Source organism: Cupriavidus sp. 05N39, assembly GCF_056397325.1.
The window spans coordinates 1-16,046 of the sequence record NZ_JBFTNE010000138.1 but is presented as its reverse complement, the minus strand read 5'-3'; the positions used below and the strand labels follow the sequence as shown (position 1 = coordinate 16,046).

Genomic DNA, 16,046 nt, shown 5'->3' with positions numbered 1-16,046 from the left:
ATCATCTGGGACGGCGCAGCGCAGCACAAGAGTCGCATCGTGCGCGACTACCTCGATAGCACTGGTGGGGCAGTGCAGATGGCCTTTGTCCCGCCCTACAGCCCGGACCTGAATCCAGTGGAGTATCTCTGGGCCTGGCTCAAGCGCCACGCCCTGGCCAACTTCTGTCCACACTCGCTCACCGAACTCAAAACGACCGCCCGCAATCGGCTGCGCAGCGCACAGCAACGCGCTAGCATCATTGCCGCGTGCTGGAAGCAGGCCGAGTTGTGGTGATGTCATCATTTATACAAGGATCAATAGCTCGTGGATCCGGTTAAAGCGAGCCGATCTCCGCAGACCCTGCACACCGCTCTCCCTATGCCCCTTCGACGGCGCAACTTCTAAGAAATCTGCCGCCAGAGATGGTCTTGATGTGCTCCAGCCCCGCTTGCGAGTTGCGCAGTAGCACCTGGAACGACTGGTCAGGAAAGCCGTTAAAGACGAGTGTTAGCGCCAATGCGGTATCTGGCCCATTTAGTGGTTGCTCGGAGGCGATCAACTGGCTCATCTTCCATCGGTTTGCGAGATCTTTCATTCCAATCTCCCTAACTCTTTTATAAACATTGTGGGACCGGTCACTTTCATACGTGTCGGGGTTCTCACCAATTGACCGATAGGCACGTTGTCTGATGTTCGTCGCTGCGTTCAGTTGCTCGCTCAGATCGAGCGCGCAACTTAGTCGTATCCACGGCCGCATTTGCAGTGCTGAGCCCGAATGGCTCTCCAGCCCATCGATCTGGAATCTGACCGTAAGACCGGTCACCGGCTCTGGTACACCGAATTGCCCCTTGCCTGTTTTCGACGCCTCGAGGCCATCACTCACTTTGGCAAGAATGAGGAGCGCCGCATCTTTTCCGCTGACGCGAGCGACGATGGGCGCCATGTCAACGAACCCCTCCTCTGCGGAGACCAGAAGAGGGAGTACCTCAGGCTTCGGGTGTGGTGCCGCCCCAGAAAGCGGCATTCTCCATACCTTCAGTTGTGGCGGGTTTTCCGGTGTCTTTCCATTCTCCACCCGAGTCAGGTCGACCTCGTCCCAGCTCAGTCCAATTAGTGCCGTGCCCGCCTCGTGCCCCAGGCGAACGAGCGAGAGCGGTTCGTCAGTTTCCTTGGCGTCGAGCGAGAACCGGACGGTCTTGCCAGTACCGTCGTTGCCCAGGGCCTGACGCGCCACCACCAGACGCATCTGATAGTCGCTGCCGGTCTTGTCGTTCATGTAGTGCGAACCGGAGCGATCGATACCTACGCCCCGTGCCAAAGTCCAGACGTGTGTGGCTTGACCAAGCCAGTCCTTCTCAAGCAGCAGATCGTGCGACAGGAAACGATAAGTGTTGTACATCGGCAATGTGCCGTTCAGGGCATAGTCCAGCATCTTCAATTGCCCACCCAGGTTCCGCTGCACGATCGTGACCGCTATCCCCTTTTCCCCGTTTGCAAGGGAGCCCCGGTGGTCTAGTGATACCAGAATGGCCTTGCCGTCGACGTTTGCGAGTTTGTGCACGGAGGTGTCCGATGCGCTTTTGCAGCGACCTGCATCTCCATCCCAACAGTCGCGCGGACCATTCTGCATATCGTCAAAGGAAAATGCCTTGAGACTGGTATCACCAAAGGAGTCTCTCGCCAACGAGACGAGGCTTGGAAAGCCCTTGACATCCAACAAGACCGGCGGCGTAGCGATCCGTCGTTCTGGAAACGGCACAGGCGCAGTGCCTTGGCCCTTCAGCGTAGTCGCCTCCGACCGGCTCGTAACCAGCGCCTTCACTTCCACCATATTTCGCTTGATGAAGAACGTGCGAATGCCAAGGTCTTCGACAGTCGGGGCGTTCATACTCTGCGGGACGGCTCGGCCAACCACATAGTTATCGGCGCGTGCCGGCATAGGATCGTACTCGAAGTAGGTAGAGCGCCCAGCGGGCTGATAGGAGCCGGCTCCCCCAAGCACAACACCGAGCAAAACCTTCTTGGCCTGCGTTTCGCAGTCGGCAAAGGCGTCGTCGCTCGCCTGGCTGGATTCGGAGACCTTTGACTTATTCGGGTCATTGATTTGTCGACACAAGCGATAGGCGGATTCCTGCAGCATAGTGTCGCAGTCAGCCTGCGAATAGCCATAAGTGGCATAGCCGTGGCGGTAGCAGAAGTCGTGCATGACGCAGGCTTGGCGGAAGCGTAGGCTAACAGGAGCATGATCCTTTTCGCGTTCGAAGGCCGGGCCAGCGAGTGGCGGAATCGAACAGTTCAATCCCCGGCCACTCCCACCGAGAACGGCTTCGGTTGCGCTGGACGGGAGATAGACGGAAAACGTCGATGGAGCCTCCGTCTCTTGCGGCTCCACGAGATCAGGATAAACTTTATTGGCTATCCAGCCGGTGAATGGACTACAGCCCTGTATCACTGCCAGCACTGCAGCCGCAGCACAGAATGCCAAAAATGTCAGCCAATACCGAATTTTCCTCGTGTGGTGTACCTCCCCCTCCTTAGCCACTATAGGTTGCACACTCATGCGTTTCTCCCCTCTGGTAAGCACATGCGTCAAAGCTCAATGTAAGTACAGTCAGCACCACGACGATTTTTCCATCCCGTCAAATTGATCCACATGTGAACCAAATAAAGAAGTGTTAATAGGCGAAACTGATTTACCAAGACATCGAACCGAGCCTGGATAAATAAATTATCATTATCGTAGCCGTTTATTATAGTATTCCCACCGCTTCAGGTTCCGTCGGCGAGAACGAAGGTTCCAATAATTGGCTGGACAATTTTCCACACTAGCCGAACAACCAGTGACACTGGATTCATTGAGTTTTATCTTGGTTAAAGCCACGTTAGGACTTTCCAGAGAAAAAATACGTACAATGCAAATGCGACCACACGGCCCGATTGATTCCAGATTCCTGTGACGGGCCCGAGAATATTCATTCCAACAAAAGCGACCAAACACACACCTCCGAGAACCAGGATCGGTGCAACGCGCCCAGCCAAGGCTATCGGCCAGAAACGTCTCATCGCCAGCGCCTCCCTTTGAGGTTGTGTACCGTCCAACACAAAGCGCGCGATACTTCGCCAATTCTTTTCGTCTAGCGCGGCAGAATGACAGCCTCGTACAAACTCCGACTGGAATAGACCACCGCTGTTATCCATCTCCAAAAATCCGTCATGGCCGGCGCTGCCGAGATCCTGCCAACGGAGGACTTGAAAGGTGCGAGGAAAGATGGCCACGACCCAGTCARCCGTAGCCACGAAGTTCAGCACGCGCTCTACACGACCAGATCTGATCAACCGCGCCCAATCGTAGTCCGTCCGAACCACGCTACCCGCAAATGCGATGTTCTTGAAGCGTACGCTCGGATAGGTCTCCAGCGCCTTGGCAAGCATGTAAGTTCCGTGGCTATGTCCGACGTAGGAAAAATCCGCCTTTGGATAAAGCGCCTTGTTCTCCGCGTAGCGATCCATTAACCATTCGACACGGCGCTTACGCACGTTCGGCAAGAGAAACGGCAGCATCGCGAAATAGCCGTATGTGGACGTCTCGGTTTTGACGATCCTCTTCTGCGATAGCATCGCCATCGCCCGTCCGCGGTCACGTTGCCGGTTTCGTTCGCGCGCCAATGCGACCACCCGGCGAGCGATTTTCTGGGTCCAGAACCCCTCGTCGCGAATGCCGTGAATGACAAACACGACATCAGTGACCGATTCGTCCGGTTTGGGCAATCCGTGATCACTAGGCAGAATCGACAGGCGATCGAGTTGCTCGCGCGATGCGGTGGCAGCCGTGGCAATGACCCTGCGCCGCCGGCGGCCCACGGGGGTGTCGTCGGCCGTAATAACATCCACATGGCCGGACTGAGGCACGTCGAGATAGAAGAAATCCTCGCCTGCGACCAGATCGATATTGTCCTGAGGAGAAACGATGTCGTCAATCGATCCAAGCAACTGAACCGTGACGGCGGAGCCGAGTGACTCGGCCCCGGCGCGTCTACGCATGGCCATCCATTGAAGGCGCAACTGTGTGAGAAACGGTGCGCCTCGATGCACCGAAAATACCAGCGGTCGCTTTCTTCCTAGCCTCGCCGCCGTCAGGATGTTTCCCATCAGAATGCCGAGTTTCCACTTGACGGCATTCACTAGTGAGAGATGAGACGAGATTGACCATCCGCGATTCATTGCCGCGATCAGTACGATCCGGCTGACCCGCGATGCCCATGGGCGTGCTTCCGCGCAGTCCTTCCCATACTCTAGAGGAACACCGTCGCATTCACCGCACGCATAGATATAGGCTTTTCTCGCCAGCAACGCTCCCATACTATGACCTATGAGTACGATTTCCCCGATACAATCGCCTTCCGCTTGCCAGATACGGTCTATCATCGCGATGATCGTCTTTGTCAATTCGCATGGTTCGACAAATGAAAACATGCCCACAGGCAACGCCGGTGCGAGAATAATCGGCTCGGGCTTGTCACGCTTCTGCCACGCTTCACGCACGGTGTCGCAAACGTACCGCAGCTTTCTGGGTGAGCTACCCGCGGCGTGCAGCGCCACGATCAGATCGCGTTTGGGCTCTTGATTCTCTTGATGGTTCGGCATCTTCACCTCCAACTCGACCTGCCTGCGCGTTATACGGGCGATCGCCGAAGTCGTCGTAGCAGCGCAAGCTGCCCCCGAAATGGCCAGTTCCTGGCGCGCCTATCGCGAGTCAGGCGACGGTCGATACCAAGTTGGTGGTAGCTGGCAGCTAGGACGCGTCCAAGACGCCATGCCTGATTGCCGATGACGGTGGAGAAGCTTGAGTCAGGCAATCAAACTGTCGTCTCGAACATGGCCTGCCAAAACRCTGCCGGCGCTCCCATCCAGTGCCAGAAACCATACCCCTCAAGACGTCAAACGGCATGGCCTCGCATTCTGGAAGCGATGATCACTGCAACGCCCCCCTTTGGCGCGGTCCTCCTTTATCAATAGCAACCGGCACTTCATCGTAAACTACGGTTACAGCTATCGGCATGCGTCAAGCGACAGCAGATGTCTTGGCGGCCTCGGTACGCGCGCGGTTTGCTTCGGATCCGGACCACTGCGCTCAATAACCAGCTCAATCTTAATCATTGTAAAGCGAACGGACGCCAGCGTACCCCCGGGAAGCTCATGTCCGATTCTCCATTAGCACGATAACACCACCACTCTTCGAAAGATGGCCAGAAGGCTCCTTCTCATAGCGCGAGAGGCCGACGGAATTGCTAACGTTGCCGCCAACGGCTAAGACGAAATCCGGACTTACGCTGACCACAATGTCCGTGTGGCTCTTGAACGAGTCCGAATGCTCCGCATCCTCGAAAGTGCGAGGATTCTCCCTCCATTTTCCGACGACGTCGCCAACTTGAGGAATTCCGTCAAAAATCTGCTTTCCCCAGAATGGTGCGTCCTGTGACTGAGCCTTGTTTTTGACGATGGCGTCGTGAATGTATCGCGAGTGCGCTGACGCGAATTTGAAGTTCTTGTATTTTACCGCTGATTGCGACGCGTTTCTCACCATGAACGAGATAGCGGCCGCCGACCATGGGATATCCGTATCCTTGCCGTCCAAGTTCTGTCCGATGGCCGCCCACATGTCGCCAATGTACTTGAAGAACGGACTGACGTTCTCCTGCCCCTGCCCGCGCCTGAACCGAATCCACTCCTTGATTGCTTGCTCGACGAGCGCTTCGCGCCCCTCCGACACYGGATCTCGCAGAGAGGCTTTCGGCACAAAGCCAGTGGCAGGCTGAGCAGCGATTTCCTGCTTTACGAAGCCATTCAGAGTTACTTGCCCTTCTTGATTCACGTCGACCCGCAGCCATCCATTGCCGGTTTCATCAACAACATCCACTCGCTGACCAAGATGTAACACCGCCATGCGATTCGCCGGCGCAACCTCAGGCTCGGAACGTAAGTTTAGCGCTTCCACATCTACGTATCTTTTCATGGAATAGCCTCCATTTGTACACGGCAGAGGTGCTACAAGGGTGCGCACTGCGCCGCAGCATCGAAATTAACCTCACGAAAGCGCCAGGCGCAATGCCGGCGACTATTTCATTGCAGGCCGCCTGTCTCGCTCAACCGGAAAATTGGAAAAGGTAGTGATCGGCGAGGCGGGCAATATCCGATGCATGATCGGTTCCATTGATACACCGCCGCGCATTCGCGAAATCTGCCGTACTACCGTGGATGTACTCAGTAATTTTGTGTCCGGTAAATGCTCCGGTCTTGAAGCCGTGGCACAATATGAACAGTGCACTCGCGGCGTTCAACGCCAAATCGGGATCCTCGACCATGTCGATCGCAAGGAGCTCGCTGTACCGCTCGTAGTTGTTCTTCCAGGTGAGCTGGACGTAGCCGCGCCCATAATAGGGGAAGTACCGCAGGTTCTTTTTACGCCAGCTTTCGCTCAGCCAAAACGCCTCTCGCACTGGCCGGAAGGTCTTCGCCGTCTCCCATTCGACGGTAGCCACGATGTATGCGGCCTGCTCCGGTGAACCAATGCCTTGTGCAAGGCATTCCGAACGAATGGCCTCGATCGTTTCTTCACGCGTGGATAGGTCATGCCCCTCGACGGTCAAGCCTGCGAGCTTTTCCTCGAGCGCCTTGACGGAACCCGGCCCTATCCAGCCAGGCTTGCCTTCGAACACGTCAGTCTTGAACTCCGCCCAGGCCGTCCGGGTCTTCGGTCCGATCAAACCATCGATAGCACCCACTGGATAGCCTAGTATCGCAAGCGCGAGTTGAAGTTCCTTGAGATCCGGCTCGCCTAGCGTCTCGATGGGGGCGGGATCAACTATTGCAGGAAGAAGATTGAGCTTCACCGGATTACCTCCGATTTATTGACTCGCCGCAGTGGCCTACTGCCGTTGCAATTGGGCACGCACGTCTTGAATCGCGCCAAGTGCCTTGTCGAGTGAGGCTGTCAGTTCCCTGTCGGTCCCGGTCTTTAGAACATCGCGCAAATCCTTGATGGCGCTCAGCCCCTGGTCGAGTACGGTTAGCACTGAGCGCACCCGCCCCAGACGAAGTGTCGCTGCCTCCTCTTGTGCACTCGCGGTGGCCGCCTCGAATGTCTTATTTAGCCGCGCAAGCTCCACGTTACGCGCGGCAATATTTTGTAAACGCTTCTCTATGGTTTGCTCAAGCAAGCCTGTAGCCGCTTGCGCTGCAATATTGTCTAACGCATGGACGCGTGCATCGTTTGGAAACGACTCTTCGATGAAATCGGTGAGCCGATCAACAACTTCTAGGCGGGGGCCAAGGTCGTCGTCTTGAGCCGCCTTTTTTGCGTCGTCAAGCACCATGCGCAACTTGGCGGTCCACTCATCCTCGCTTGGATCATTCTGACTCTCGTTCATTGAGACCTCACTGCGATTATCAAACGCCGAATGTTGACCATGGATGCCTCCAACGCGGCCGGATCCACGGCACCCCCGCTGGCCACCGCGCGCAGCAACGCGCGATGGCCGTCCGCCCAGTCAACGATCGCCTGCCTGACGTTGGCCACAAGTTCCAGTTCTTGCTTCAGCCGCTCGGCGTTGGCCTGTTGTTCCGCATACATAGGGGCAAGCTTTACTTTCACGATTTGCTCAACTCGGTCGATCCGCTCAATTTCCTTCTCATTCGGCGGTACCTTCTCATTCGGCGACTTCATCGGTCTATAGAGTTTGCGACGAGTGGACTCTAGGTATTTGAGGTACCCTGTGTCATCCTGATATTCCTGTTGCAGTGCCAGCTTAAGCCTACGGGCTCGGTATGCCAGAGGCGGTAACGTGCCGATCTCGACAAGCTGCTTGTCCACCTCGGATGCAATGCGCTCCACTGCGGGCTGCATGGCCGTCAATACCTCCTTTAGCGAGGACTTCGCACGGGCCGCGGCGATGTTGCCATAGATAAATGCAGCTGCGTCGGTCATGACTGCCACCCCCATCGCTTGCGGCAGGACTATGCCTACGCCCTGTGCCAGTCGCTCGCCAGCACGGGCGACCGCTTGAGCGGCACCGCTTCCCTCCTTTCCAGCGCTCACGATCTGTTCCAGCGACTCGCTGTACTGCATCATCGCCGTCGCCGATTGAACTGGCTGCTTCCACTCAGCCCGCAGCTTCTTCGCACGATCGTCTTCGCCAGCCTGCTCGAGATCGGCAGCAATCAGAGTTCCAGTCTGTATGACACCGGTGCGTAGTTCCGCACTGGCTTTTACTAGGCGACTTGCATCGGGTGGCGAAGCGCACCCGCCGATGGATAGCAGCGTGCATGCTATCAACCCAGTGACGATACGCTTGGGAGCCCCCATCGATGCCAAAGTGAACGGCATGCTCACTACCCACATCATAGGTCTCCTTACAGGTCCCTGCGGCTCAAGAAGTGCGGGCCGTGGGCGCTGTCCGACCTCCCTCTTAAAGGGAGGCAATGACAAGCCGAATACGGAATCGCGCGCAACGCCTTCGTCTGGGGCAGAGCGGTGTCACGCAAGACGTGTCCCACGACATCCCAGCGGGCAATGACGGTCCCGGGCTCGGCTCAACACCAACCCGTCTGGCCGTGATTGCAACCACCTTATCGACCGTCGCCACAATCTGGCGCAAGGAGGTCGACTTCGCCTGGCTATCAGTCGCCATATGGCCTCCTATTCTTCTTCTAGAGTACGTGTAGTAGGCGATCGCTGGGCCGGAAAGACGCCGACCCTAACCCATAGTCAAGGCGATCCCGGCCCGTCTTGTTATCACCCAAAAGATCTATGCGATTTGTTTAAGACAGTCTTTAATTTCTCTTACTACACACATCGACAAGCCCCATTCGTGGGGCACCCACGCAATCAGTGGGCCGCTTTCATTCTGGTCCGTGGGTAGGAAACCGCGCTAGACCGTGGGCTTCCTATGCGGCAAGGCGGCGATCGTCTGCCGCGGCGATGGAGGGATAGCTGTTCAACGTGCGGCCGGAGCCGGTCGTTGAGCACGGCCGACTGGATATGTAGGAGGCATCTCGGAGCAGCCAACGAGGGGGCGTCCGCGCTGCGTGCGGAAGCCCGCAAGGTCCGGACCACTTTGGCTGCGATCGACATGAGTGCGTCGGCCCGGGATTGGATGGGCGAGGAAAGCTGGGAGCCGTGTCCCGAGCAGCCACTTGTGGCAACGGCGAGGGACCTCTTAGTCGGTCATGGCCACCGGGTGACCCCGTCCTTGGTAGTCGGAAGGTATAGGCTTCCATACTGCGGGCGCCTGGATAGGGGCATCCTCACCACCGGTCCCATTTGGCATTAGGTAGGACGCAGCTCAATCAATGCTACCGCTGTTGGACTTCACACGATGTGCCGGCCGACATCCCAAAACATCGATTCGAGGTGTTCTTCCACCACACTATGGTCTCGATTCATGCCTCGCAGCGTGAGGCTGGCAGGCCACGCGCTAAAGCGCCACGGCCTCGATCTCCGTTYTGACGTCATTAGCAACCGGCACTTTATTGCACTGCAAGCGTAGCGGAATAGCCGGAGCGCACGTCCTCGTTCCTCAACTTTTCCTTCCTAACTATTCTGCAATGAAAGGAATAGTGTAGTGTCCCAATAGGATTGTCATCCTGGCGAAGCCACAGCATCCAAAAAGCCACAAACGAGCAGGACGCAGAGGTAAAATTTCACCCGATTGAGGTAGTACTTTTGGTGGAGCAAAAGAGTTAAAAAATTACATTTGTTGACGAAGACCACTGCGACCGCGCTAAACCTAATCGGTAAATTGGGAGCTGGTTATTGAGCACGGCGGCCCGGATCTGCTGCAGATTGTGCGCGTGCCGAGGCCGTCAGGCCATTTTCTGCCGTTTGACGAACTGCTTGCCGACCACCTTCGGCTGACGTCGGACGACTGCCCCCGCTGCCTGCCAAGCAGGGACTGCCTCATAAATCTCAATTGAGGGGCGGCCCGAGTGTGTCACGAACGCAAGGTCTCGTCTACGTTCGTCACACACCCTGCGACGTTCAGGAGGTTGCGATACAGTCCAGATATCCGTCAAACGCGATGCCGTCACCGACAATTGCGCCGATATTTGGCGTGAACATGAACTGCCTTCTGTGCGATCGGCCTGCGATGTCGGCACCGCCTCGCAGCAGAAGCGCCAGCAACGCCTCTCCCTTCGCGGCCTGCAACTCGCTCAGAGACAGTCGACATTGCGCCGCGCGGGCTTGTGATTTAAATTACCTTTACATCAGATATATCTAAATTCGCAAAGCAACCGTATACGACTTCTGGACGAGTGAAATCCGCCACGCTGGCGCTATTGTTAATGAGTCTTGGTGGGTCTTGTCTCGTCGCATAAGGCCCGACATCCTTCCGTGATTCACGATAGCGGAGATGCGACATGAATACCCCAACCTCCGTCCCGGCTGGAGATTCGACGGCGGGCGAAAATCCGAACGCTTCTTGCACGCAAAAGATCGTCGTTGCGATCCACGGCATCGGCAGTCAGTTGCGAAGTGACACCGTAAGATCCGTGGCCAGTCAATTTGGCGCGCGCTACGCTCCAGCGCTACCGGTTATGCCACTCGGCTATTTTGATATTGCAGGCGTCGGGCAGATCGATGTCAGGCAACTCGATTTGCCCGAACGCAATGGCGGCGCATCGACGGCCGCCAATGACTTGCATGCGCTTTACTCGTCGCTGAGCTTTGGCGAAGTCTATTGGGCGGACATCCCCCGCAAAGTGGTCAAGGAAGAAGACAAATTGGAAGAGGGCAAAGCGTGGGGCTTGTCGATTGTGAGCCGTGTACAGGCGGCGTACATGCGCGACGTGAGGCAAGGCAAGCTTGAACCCGCTGATTTCACCCTCGTTGCCGGCGTGGTAGACGAGATGGTCGAGACCGTCGCCGTGATGCAGAACCTGCTCTTCGTTGCAGAAAAGGCCGGGTTCTTCAAATTCGACCTCGGCCCCGTTCTGCGGGATTATGTCGGCGACGTTCAACTTGTCGCCGATTTCCAGTATCAGCGCGAGGTCATTATCTGCCGCTTTCATAACGTGATGCAGCAGATTGTCGCGCGGGGCAAAGAGCGGACTGGCAATCTACCGGAGTTGTATATCGTGGCGCACAGCGAAGGCACTGTCATCAGTTTCCTCGGCATACTGGAGGCATTGTCCGCCGTATCCAGGCGCAATCCCGACGATAATGATCACGCGGTGGGGACAACCTGGATCGGCTGTCTACGCGGATTCATGACGATAGGGTCTCCCATCCACAAGCACATTCTGCTCTGGCCGAAGCTGTGGGAAAACATGCAGATCAAATGCCATCGGCAAAATAAAGGCGTTCTTCTGGAACGTCAGGACGGCACCACGCTGGAACTTCCCCAGCCTATCAAATGGCGCAATTACTACGATTTCGGAGATCCGGTAGGGTTCGAACTCGATACTGCGCGCGAGTATATGAAACTGAAGGATTGCGAGGCTTTCGAGTTTGATGAGTCCCACGACTATGGCTTCAGCCGCTATTGGCTGCCGGGCAAGGCGCATACGGACTACTGGACGGACAAGGAGGTGTTCGGCCATTTCATCGATAACGTTGTGCTCGGCAAGGATGTCAAAGGACCGAAGTCTCGGCCCCTGAGAAGCTTCGTCAGTACGGGCGTTCCATATCTGCTCAGTTTTTCCCTGCATTTGCTTGCCGTTTTTGTCCTCTACAAGGCACTGGCGCCCGTGTCAAAGCCAGAAACGCCGCAGCCCGTCAGTGAATTCCTGACTCGCTCGGTGTTCGCGCTTGCCTGCCTGTTGATGGGGGCAACAGCCGCCGCGCGTCTACCGAGGCTTGTCAAGGCAAAGGGCAAGCGAACCAGCGCGTGGCTCCGGTGGCGGCTACTTTCGCTTGGCATGTTCGCGCTTGGCGCGGCAATCTGCTGGCTCTTCCTGCCGACGGACGTTGCGCAGTTTCTGTCCCCACCCTCTGCGCACATAATCGGGTGGATCGTTTCGCCCAGCGACGGCGCCAGAAAACTGGCCTTCATCGCGGCTGGCGCCTGTATCGCCGTCAGCGGATGGTTGGTGCCACGCCGGCCACGTGTGGGCCGCCGCCTCCTGGTATTGATTGGCGCCCTGCTGGTCGGAGCAATCGTCACTGTGCGTATGTGGGATGCTGCGGACCAGCCGTTCTGGCCCGTGGTTCTCGCCGGTGCGTTGTTTCTCTACGCGTGGTGGCTTGCAATTTTGATCTTTGATCTGGCATTCGTCTGGCACCGCTACATTCGCCACTCGGTCGCGCTTGGCACACTGCGTGCGTGGCGCGAAAGAAAGGCAGATGCGGAGCCGCTACCGCTTATGCAGGGTGGGCTGCGCGCCGGGAACACGAGACCGCAGCCTGAATAGGGCTGCCAGAAACCCGTTTCCCGCATGCCTGTCGCGCGCGGACTACGAAGCGTGGTCTACGTGGACGCTTCCTTCCGTTTTACCGGCTGTTTCCGCCGATTCGGCTTCCCACTGTACGCCGAGCGGGGCGAGCGTTACCGATTCGCGACGCTGATTCACGGGGTACGTTGCCCGCCCTACGCCGGTTCGAAGAAACGCAATGTCACGTTCGTCCGTCTTTGTGCGCAGGAAGTTGAGTTGTTTGGGGTCTGTTGCGTATTCCTGGCTATAAGGGTATAGGCGGTATCGAATTCGATATAGTGTGTGGAGCATCAAAGCACGGCGCCCGGATAATGCTAGTAGCGGTGCTGGCACGGTTCGCGAAAGTGCCATAAATATGTGCGCCATCGCACGTTCGTCTTCAGGTATTGCGTGCAAGCATATATTCCCCTCGTTGGGGCGCGGGCGCGGCGCGGGACCGCCCTCTAGACTTTGACCGAAGGGCATGACCTCCGGAGCGGTGCTTGAGCGTCGCCGCCGTCAATAGTTAGCTGAGGAGATGCGATGTGGCAGCTCTCCCTAGCTGGCCCTCCCTTGCTGTCCCGCCGATCCTGCGCCACGCGGTGGCGGTATTGGCAACACCACCACCGTGGTCTTCAACCCTTTTCGATGGCTTGACCGCCATCCCCGGCGGCACGGCAATTTCAAGAGAGATCTGACCCGCATGACACTGAGCGACCTGAGCGGACCTGTAGAGATCGTATGAAAACCGACACACCTCCAACCCGGACTTCACTGTGGCGGAAGCGAGACTTCCCGTGCATCGCTAGCGTTCGAGCGTTGCGCAAAAACAGAAAAAAGGCAGCTACGATGGCCACTCAAAACAACAGCCAGGAAGACCGACAGCAGGCCTATCAACAACACCTGGTTTCGCTGGTCGAGGATGCACGCAAGCTGCTCGCATTCGCCGCTGCAAATGCCAAGGCTATAGAGAGCGAAATCCGTGACCCTCTCTTAAAAACGGCAAAGTCCATTGCTGCAGGGACGCAGTGCATCGAAGATGAGCAGGCATTCTTCAAAGCGTACGAGGCATTGACCGTCAGGACGGCGCCCGTTACCGTGGATACGCTGGAGGCATCAAAGACTAGGCTACCCGAGCTTATGAGCCTGTTTTCGCGTGAAGGGCGTCGTGAGTGGAACAAACTGACACTTGGGCGCTATATCAATGTATTCATCTTCGTGTTTGTGTTACTCGCTACCGGCGTCACGCTCGGCTATAACGCGGTAGGCGCGACCGGATTGCAAAAATATGCGGAACTTGGGGACAGCGAGCGCACAGCGGACAAGGCGGCGCATGCCGGCAAACCGGAAGCGCTGCTCCGTAATCGCATTGAACAGGAGATACTGGTTACGCGTCTCTGGAATTGGTCTCAACTACCGTGTGAGAAAGAAGCTAACTTCCTTTTCAGTATTCTTTGCTCCAAAATTGATGATGGTACAATGAACCCGCCTAGCTCAGCGGGCGAGAAGATCCTAGCCGCGCAAGCGGTAGCAGCCCGTCTAAGCGGCGTCTACCTTCCGCTCCTGCTGGGCTGGCTCGGTGCTCAAGCCTACATCCTGCGAAAAATGACGCGGGAGATCGCGGAAAACGCCTTGGCGCATTCTTCCTCCATACACCACATCGCCCGAGTCGGGCTCGGCGCGCTGGCAGGCTTTGCATCCGTATGGCTGCTCACGCCGGAGGCAGTGGGTGGCGCCATATTCAAGACGCTCCCGGCATGGGCACTTGCTTTCGTTGCGGGCTACGGCATTGAACTCGTATTTTCGTTCATGGATAGGATCATCAACGCGTTTGCGTCCAAGTCGGCGTGACCCTCTCCCGGTATGTGCGACGCTCTCGTCTTTGTTTCACCCAAGGCTTGTCCGTTGCGTGATTGCGATAGGCGGCGGTCGGTCAATCCACCCAAGATAAGCATCAGCAATTAGGCATCAACAAGCCTTATATGCAGCATGTCGATGAGGTTTGTGGCGAGACGGACGAGGCTTGGCGCGATCCGGCCGCACGCGATGGATACGTGTTGCGATCACGGCCAAGGTCTCATTCAGAGCGGCCTTGGCCCAGCGCAAGCCGAGCAGCGCCGCCGACAGGACAGGTTTGAGGGCGGTGATGGCGTAGGCACGGTTGATCCGATGCTCCGAGCCAATCTCATATTCCTGCGCGGCGGTGAGGCAGCACAGGGCGTGGAGGTTGTCGCTCAGGATTTTGGCGCCGAAGTCCTGCCTGGCAGCCAACTGCGATAGGCCTGACAGGTGTTCGAGAGCCATGCGGTGTTTGAGACGTTTAAACGCCTCCTCCAGGCGCCAGCGCTGATGATAGAGATCGCGGAAGGTGGCAGCCGGATATCGGTGCATGTCGAGCAGATTGGTGATGAGCACGCGCACCTTACCGGCTGGCGAGATCTGCCGGATCAGCCGAACGGTCTGCGGGGAAGCCGCACACTCATAGTCGCGCGCGTCAATGCGGGCTGGAGCCGGGAGCGTAGTCGACATTGAGTCTAACGTCCTTGTGCACAACTGCGCGGCGCAGCGCGTCATCGCCCAATTGATCGAGAGCGGGATGGTTGCCGCTGCTCTGCTGGCACCACATTGAGGGGTCATCGTACTTTGCGTGCGTGTATGTCGACTTCCATGATGAACCTCCACATGTCAGGTTGATGCCGACAGTGTCCCCCGAAGGGAGGCGTCGGGTCCATCTCAGTAAAATCTGGCGGTCTGGCCGTGAAATCTGTTAAGAATCAAACAGTTGGAAAGTTACTGGCTCCAAGTAGCCCTCATGGCCGAAAAGCCTTACTGCAAGCCGAATTCGGAGCGGTCACCGCCAGATTTCGCACGCAAAGTACGATGATCCCAGAATGGCCACAGTGGTCGGGTCGAGCGGCCTGTCAGAATTGATCGAGTACATGTTGAAGTCTTCTTTGCGGATTTTCGCTGCGCGCAAGGCCTGCTCCGCCCTTTGGCGCAGGTGCGTTCCAGATCTGTCGAGAATTGGGTACGCAATGCCTTCAACTGCCGCTCGAGCGCCTCGACCTAGCGCTTGCTCTCGTCGTGACGCGCCTGCGTGGGCGGTCTCCAGCGGACCGGTCCGCATCTCGACCTGAATGAGGCGGAGCTGCTCGACGACCACGGCAAAGAGATCGGCGGCGTTCACCGGTGCACCTCCCGACATGGCGTCTTCAATCGCCGCCGGCGAGGGCGGCGCGAAAGCACTGCCTAGCAGCGCTGCCTCAAGCTTGACATCGGCGATAATCGCAGCGCACCGGCATGACGGGAGTATCGAACGGTCGTGCCTGTATCCCCCCGTATTTGAATCTGGAGGACGCCATGCGTGACATCATCGACGGCTTTCTGCGCTTTCAGCGCGACGTCTATCCTCAACGAGTCGAGCTTTTCAAGCAACTCGCAACGACACAAAATCCGAAGGCGCTGTTCGTCACCTGCTCGGACAGTCGGGTCGTGCCCGAGCTCCTCACCCAGCGTGAGCCGGGAGAACTGTTCGTCATTCGCAATGCCGGAAACATTGTGCCGTCCTACGGTCCGGAACCTGGTGGCGTTTCGGCCACCGTCGAGTATGCGGTCGCAGTCCTGGGCGTGCAGGACATCGTGATCTGCGGGCACTC

Annotated in this window: 12 protein-coding genes; 4 read left to right on the top strand and 8 right to left on the bottom strand. The window is 57.2% G+C overall.

Going from position 1 to position 16,046, the window contains the following annotated elements; translation table 11 throughout:
- Positions 1-276, top strand: a 276-nt coding sequence (locus AC1DN0_RS36975) for a transposase (protein ID WP_441636113.1), incomplete at its 5' end; no start/stop codon positions are given.
- 82 nt (positions 277-358) lie between these two features.
- Here the strand turns inward: AC1DN0_RS36975 and AC1DN0_RS36970 are convergent.
- From AC1DN0_RS36970 to AC1DN0_RS36945, 6 genes are all read right to left on the bottom strand, one after another.
- Positions 359-2,542 carry a hypothetical protein gene (locus AC1DN0_RS36970; protein ID WP_441636111.1) on the bottom strand — a complete coding sequence of 728 codons (2,184 nt, stop codon included), beginning with the start codon at positions 2,540-2,542 and terminating at the stop codon, positions 359-361.
- A 311-nt stretch (positions 2,543-2,853) separates the two neighbouring features.
- Positions 2,854-4,626 (bottom strand): lipase family protein, encoded by a 1,773-nt coding sequence (locus AC1DN0_RS36965; RefSeq protein WP_477146435.1) that lies wholly within the window; start codon positions 4,624-4,626, stop codon positions 2,854-2,856.
- Between the two features lie 550 nt (positions 4,627-5,176).
- On the bottom strand, positions 5,177-5,995 hold the full coding sequence (locus AC1DN0_RS36960) for an SH3 domain-containing C40 family peptidase (protein ID WP_441636107.1): 819 nt from the start codon (positions 5,993-5,995) through the stop codon (positions 5,177-5,179).
- Positions 5,996-6,125: 130 nt separating this feature from the next.
- Positions 6,126-6,872: a hypothetical protein gene (locus AC1DN0_RS36955; protein WP_441636105.1), complete on the bottom strand. Its 747-nt coding sequence runs from the start codon at positions 6,870-6,872 to the stop codon at positions 6,126-6,128.
- 36 nt (positions 6,873-6,908) lie between these two features.
- Positions 6,909-7,409 (bottom strand): hypothetical protein, encoded by a 501-nt coding sequence (locus AC1DN0_RS36950; RefSeq protein ID WP_441636103.1) that lies wholly within the window; start codon positions 7,407-7,409, stop codon positions 6,909-6,911.
- Positions 7,406-8,383, bottom strand: a complete 978-nt coding sequence (locus tag AC1DN0_RS36945) for a hypothetical protein (protein WP_441636101.1) — start codon at positions 8,381-8,383, stop codon at positions 7,406-7,408. The genes AC1DN0_RS36950 and AC1DN0_RS36945 overlap by 4 nt, the downstream gene beginning before the upstream one ends.
- A 2,015-nt stretch (positions 8,384-10,398) precedes the next feature.
- Between AC1DN0_RS36945 and AC1DN0_RS36940 the strand changes: the two genes are divergently transcribed.
- Both AC1DN0_RS36940 and AC1DN0_RS36935 read left to right on the top strand, forming a co-directional pair.
- The gene (locus AC1DN0_RS36940; RefSeq protein ID WP_441636099.1) at positions 10,399-12,390 is read left to right on the top strand and encodes an MFS transporter; all 1,992 of its coding nucleotides are present in this window, start codon (positions 10,399-10,401) and stop codon (positions 12,388-12,390) included.
- An 849-nt stretch (positions 12,391-13,239) separates the two neighbouring features.
- Entirely contained in the window at positions 13,240-14,241 is a 1,002-nt protein-coding gene (locus AC1DN0_RS36935; protein WP_441636097.1) for a hypothetical protein, read from the top strand.
- A gap of 117 nt (positions 14,242-14,358) precedes the next feature.
- On the opposite strand, the gene AC1DN0_RS36930 is transcribed toward AC1DN0_RS36935, so the two are convergent.
- On the bottom strand, positions 14,359-14,919 hold the full coding sequence (locus AC1DN0_RS36930) for a transposase (RefSeq protein WP_441636095.1): 561 nt from the start codon (positions 14,917-14,919) through the stop codon (positions 14,359-14,361).
- 322 nt (positions 14,920-15,241) lie between these two features.
- On the bottom strand, positions 15,242-15,577 hold the full coding sequence (locus tag AC1DN0_RS36925) for a hypothetical protein (protein WP_441636093.1): 336 nt from the start codon (positions 15,575-15,577) through the stop codon (positions 15,242-15,244).
- 173 nt (positions 15,578-15,750) lie between these two features.
- On the opposite strand from AC1DN0_RS36925, the gene AC1DN0_RS36920 reads away from it, so the two are divergent.
- Positions 15,751-16,046 (top strand): carbonic anhydrase (locus tag AC1DN0_RS36920; RefSeq protein WP_477146434.1); only part of this gene is annotated, 296 nt, incomplete at its 3' end.

Bases quoted from the DNA above. Each gene is read 5' to 3' on its own strand.
- AC1DN0_RS36970 (WP_441636111.1), bottom strand. From the start codon at position 2,542: ATGAGTGTGCAACCTATAGTGGCTAAGGAGGGGGAGGTACACCACACG.
- AC1DN0_RS36950 (WP_441636103.1), bottom strand. From the start codon at position 7,409: ATGAACGAGAGTCAGAATGATCCAAGCGAGGATGAGTGGACCGCCAAG.
- AC1DN0_RS36945 (WP_441636101.1), bottom strand. From the start codon at position 8,383: ATGATGTGGGTAGTGAGCATGCCGTTCACTTTGGCATCGATGGGGGCT.
- AC1DN0_RS36940 (WP_441636099.1), top strand. From the start codon at position 10,399: ATGAATACCCCAACCTCCGTCCCGGCTGGAGATTCGACGGCGGGCGAA.
- AC1DN0_RS36935 (WP_441636097.1), top strand. From the start codon at position 13,240: ATGGCCACTCAAAACAACAGCCAGGAAGACCGACAGCAGGCCTATCAA.
- AC1DN0_RS36930 (WP_441636095.1), bottom strand. From the start codon at position 14,919: ATGTCGACTACGCTCCCGGCTCCAGCCCGCATTGACGCGCGCGACTAT.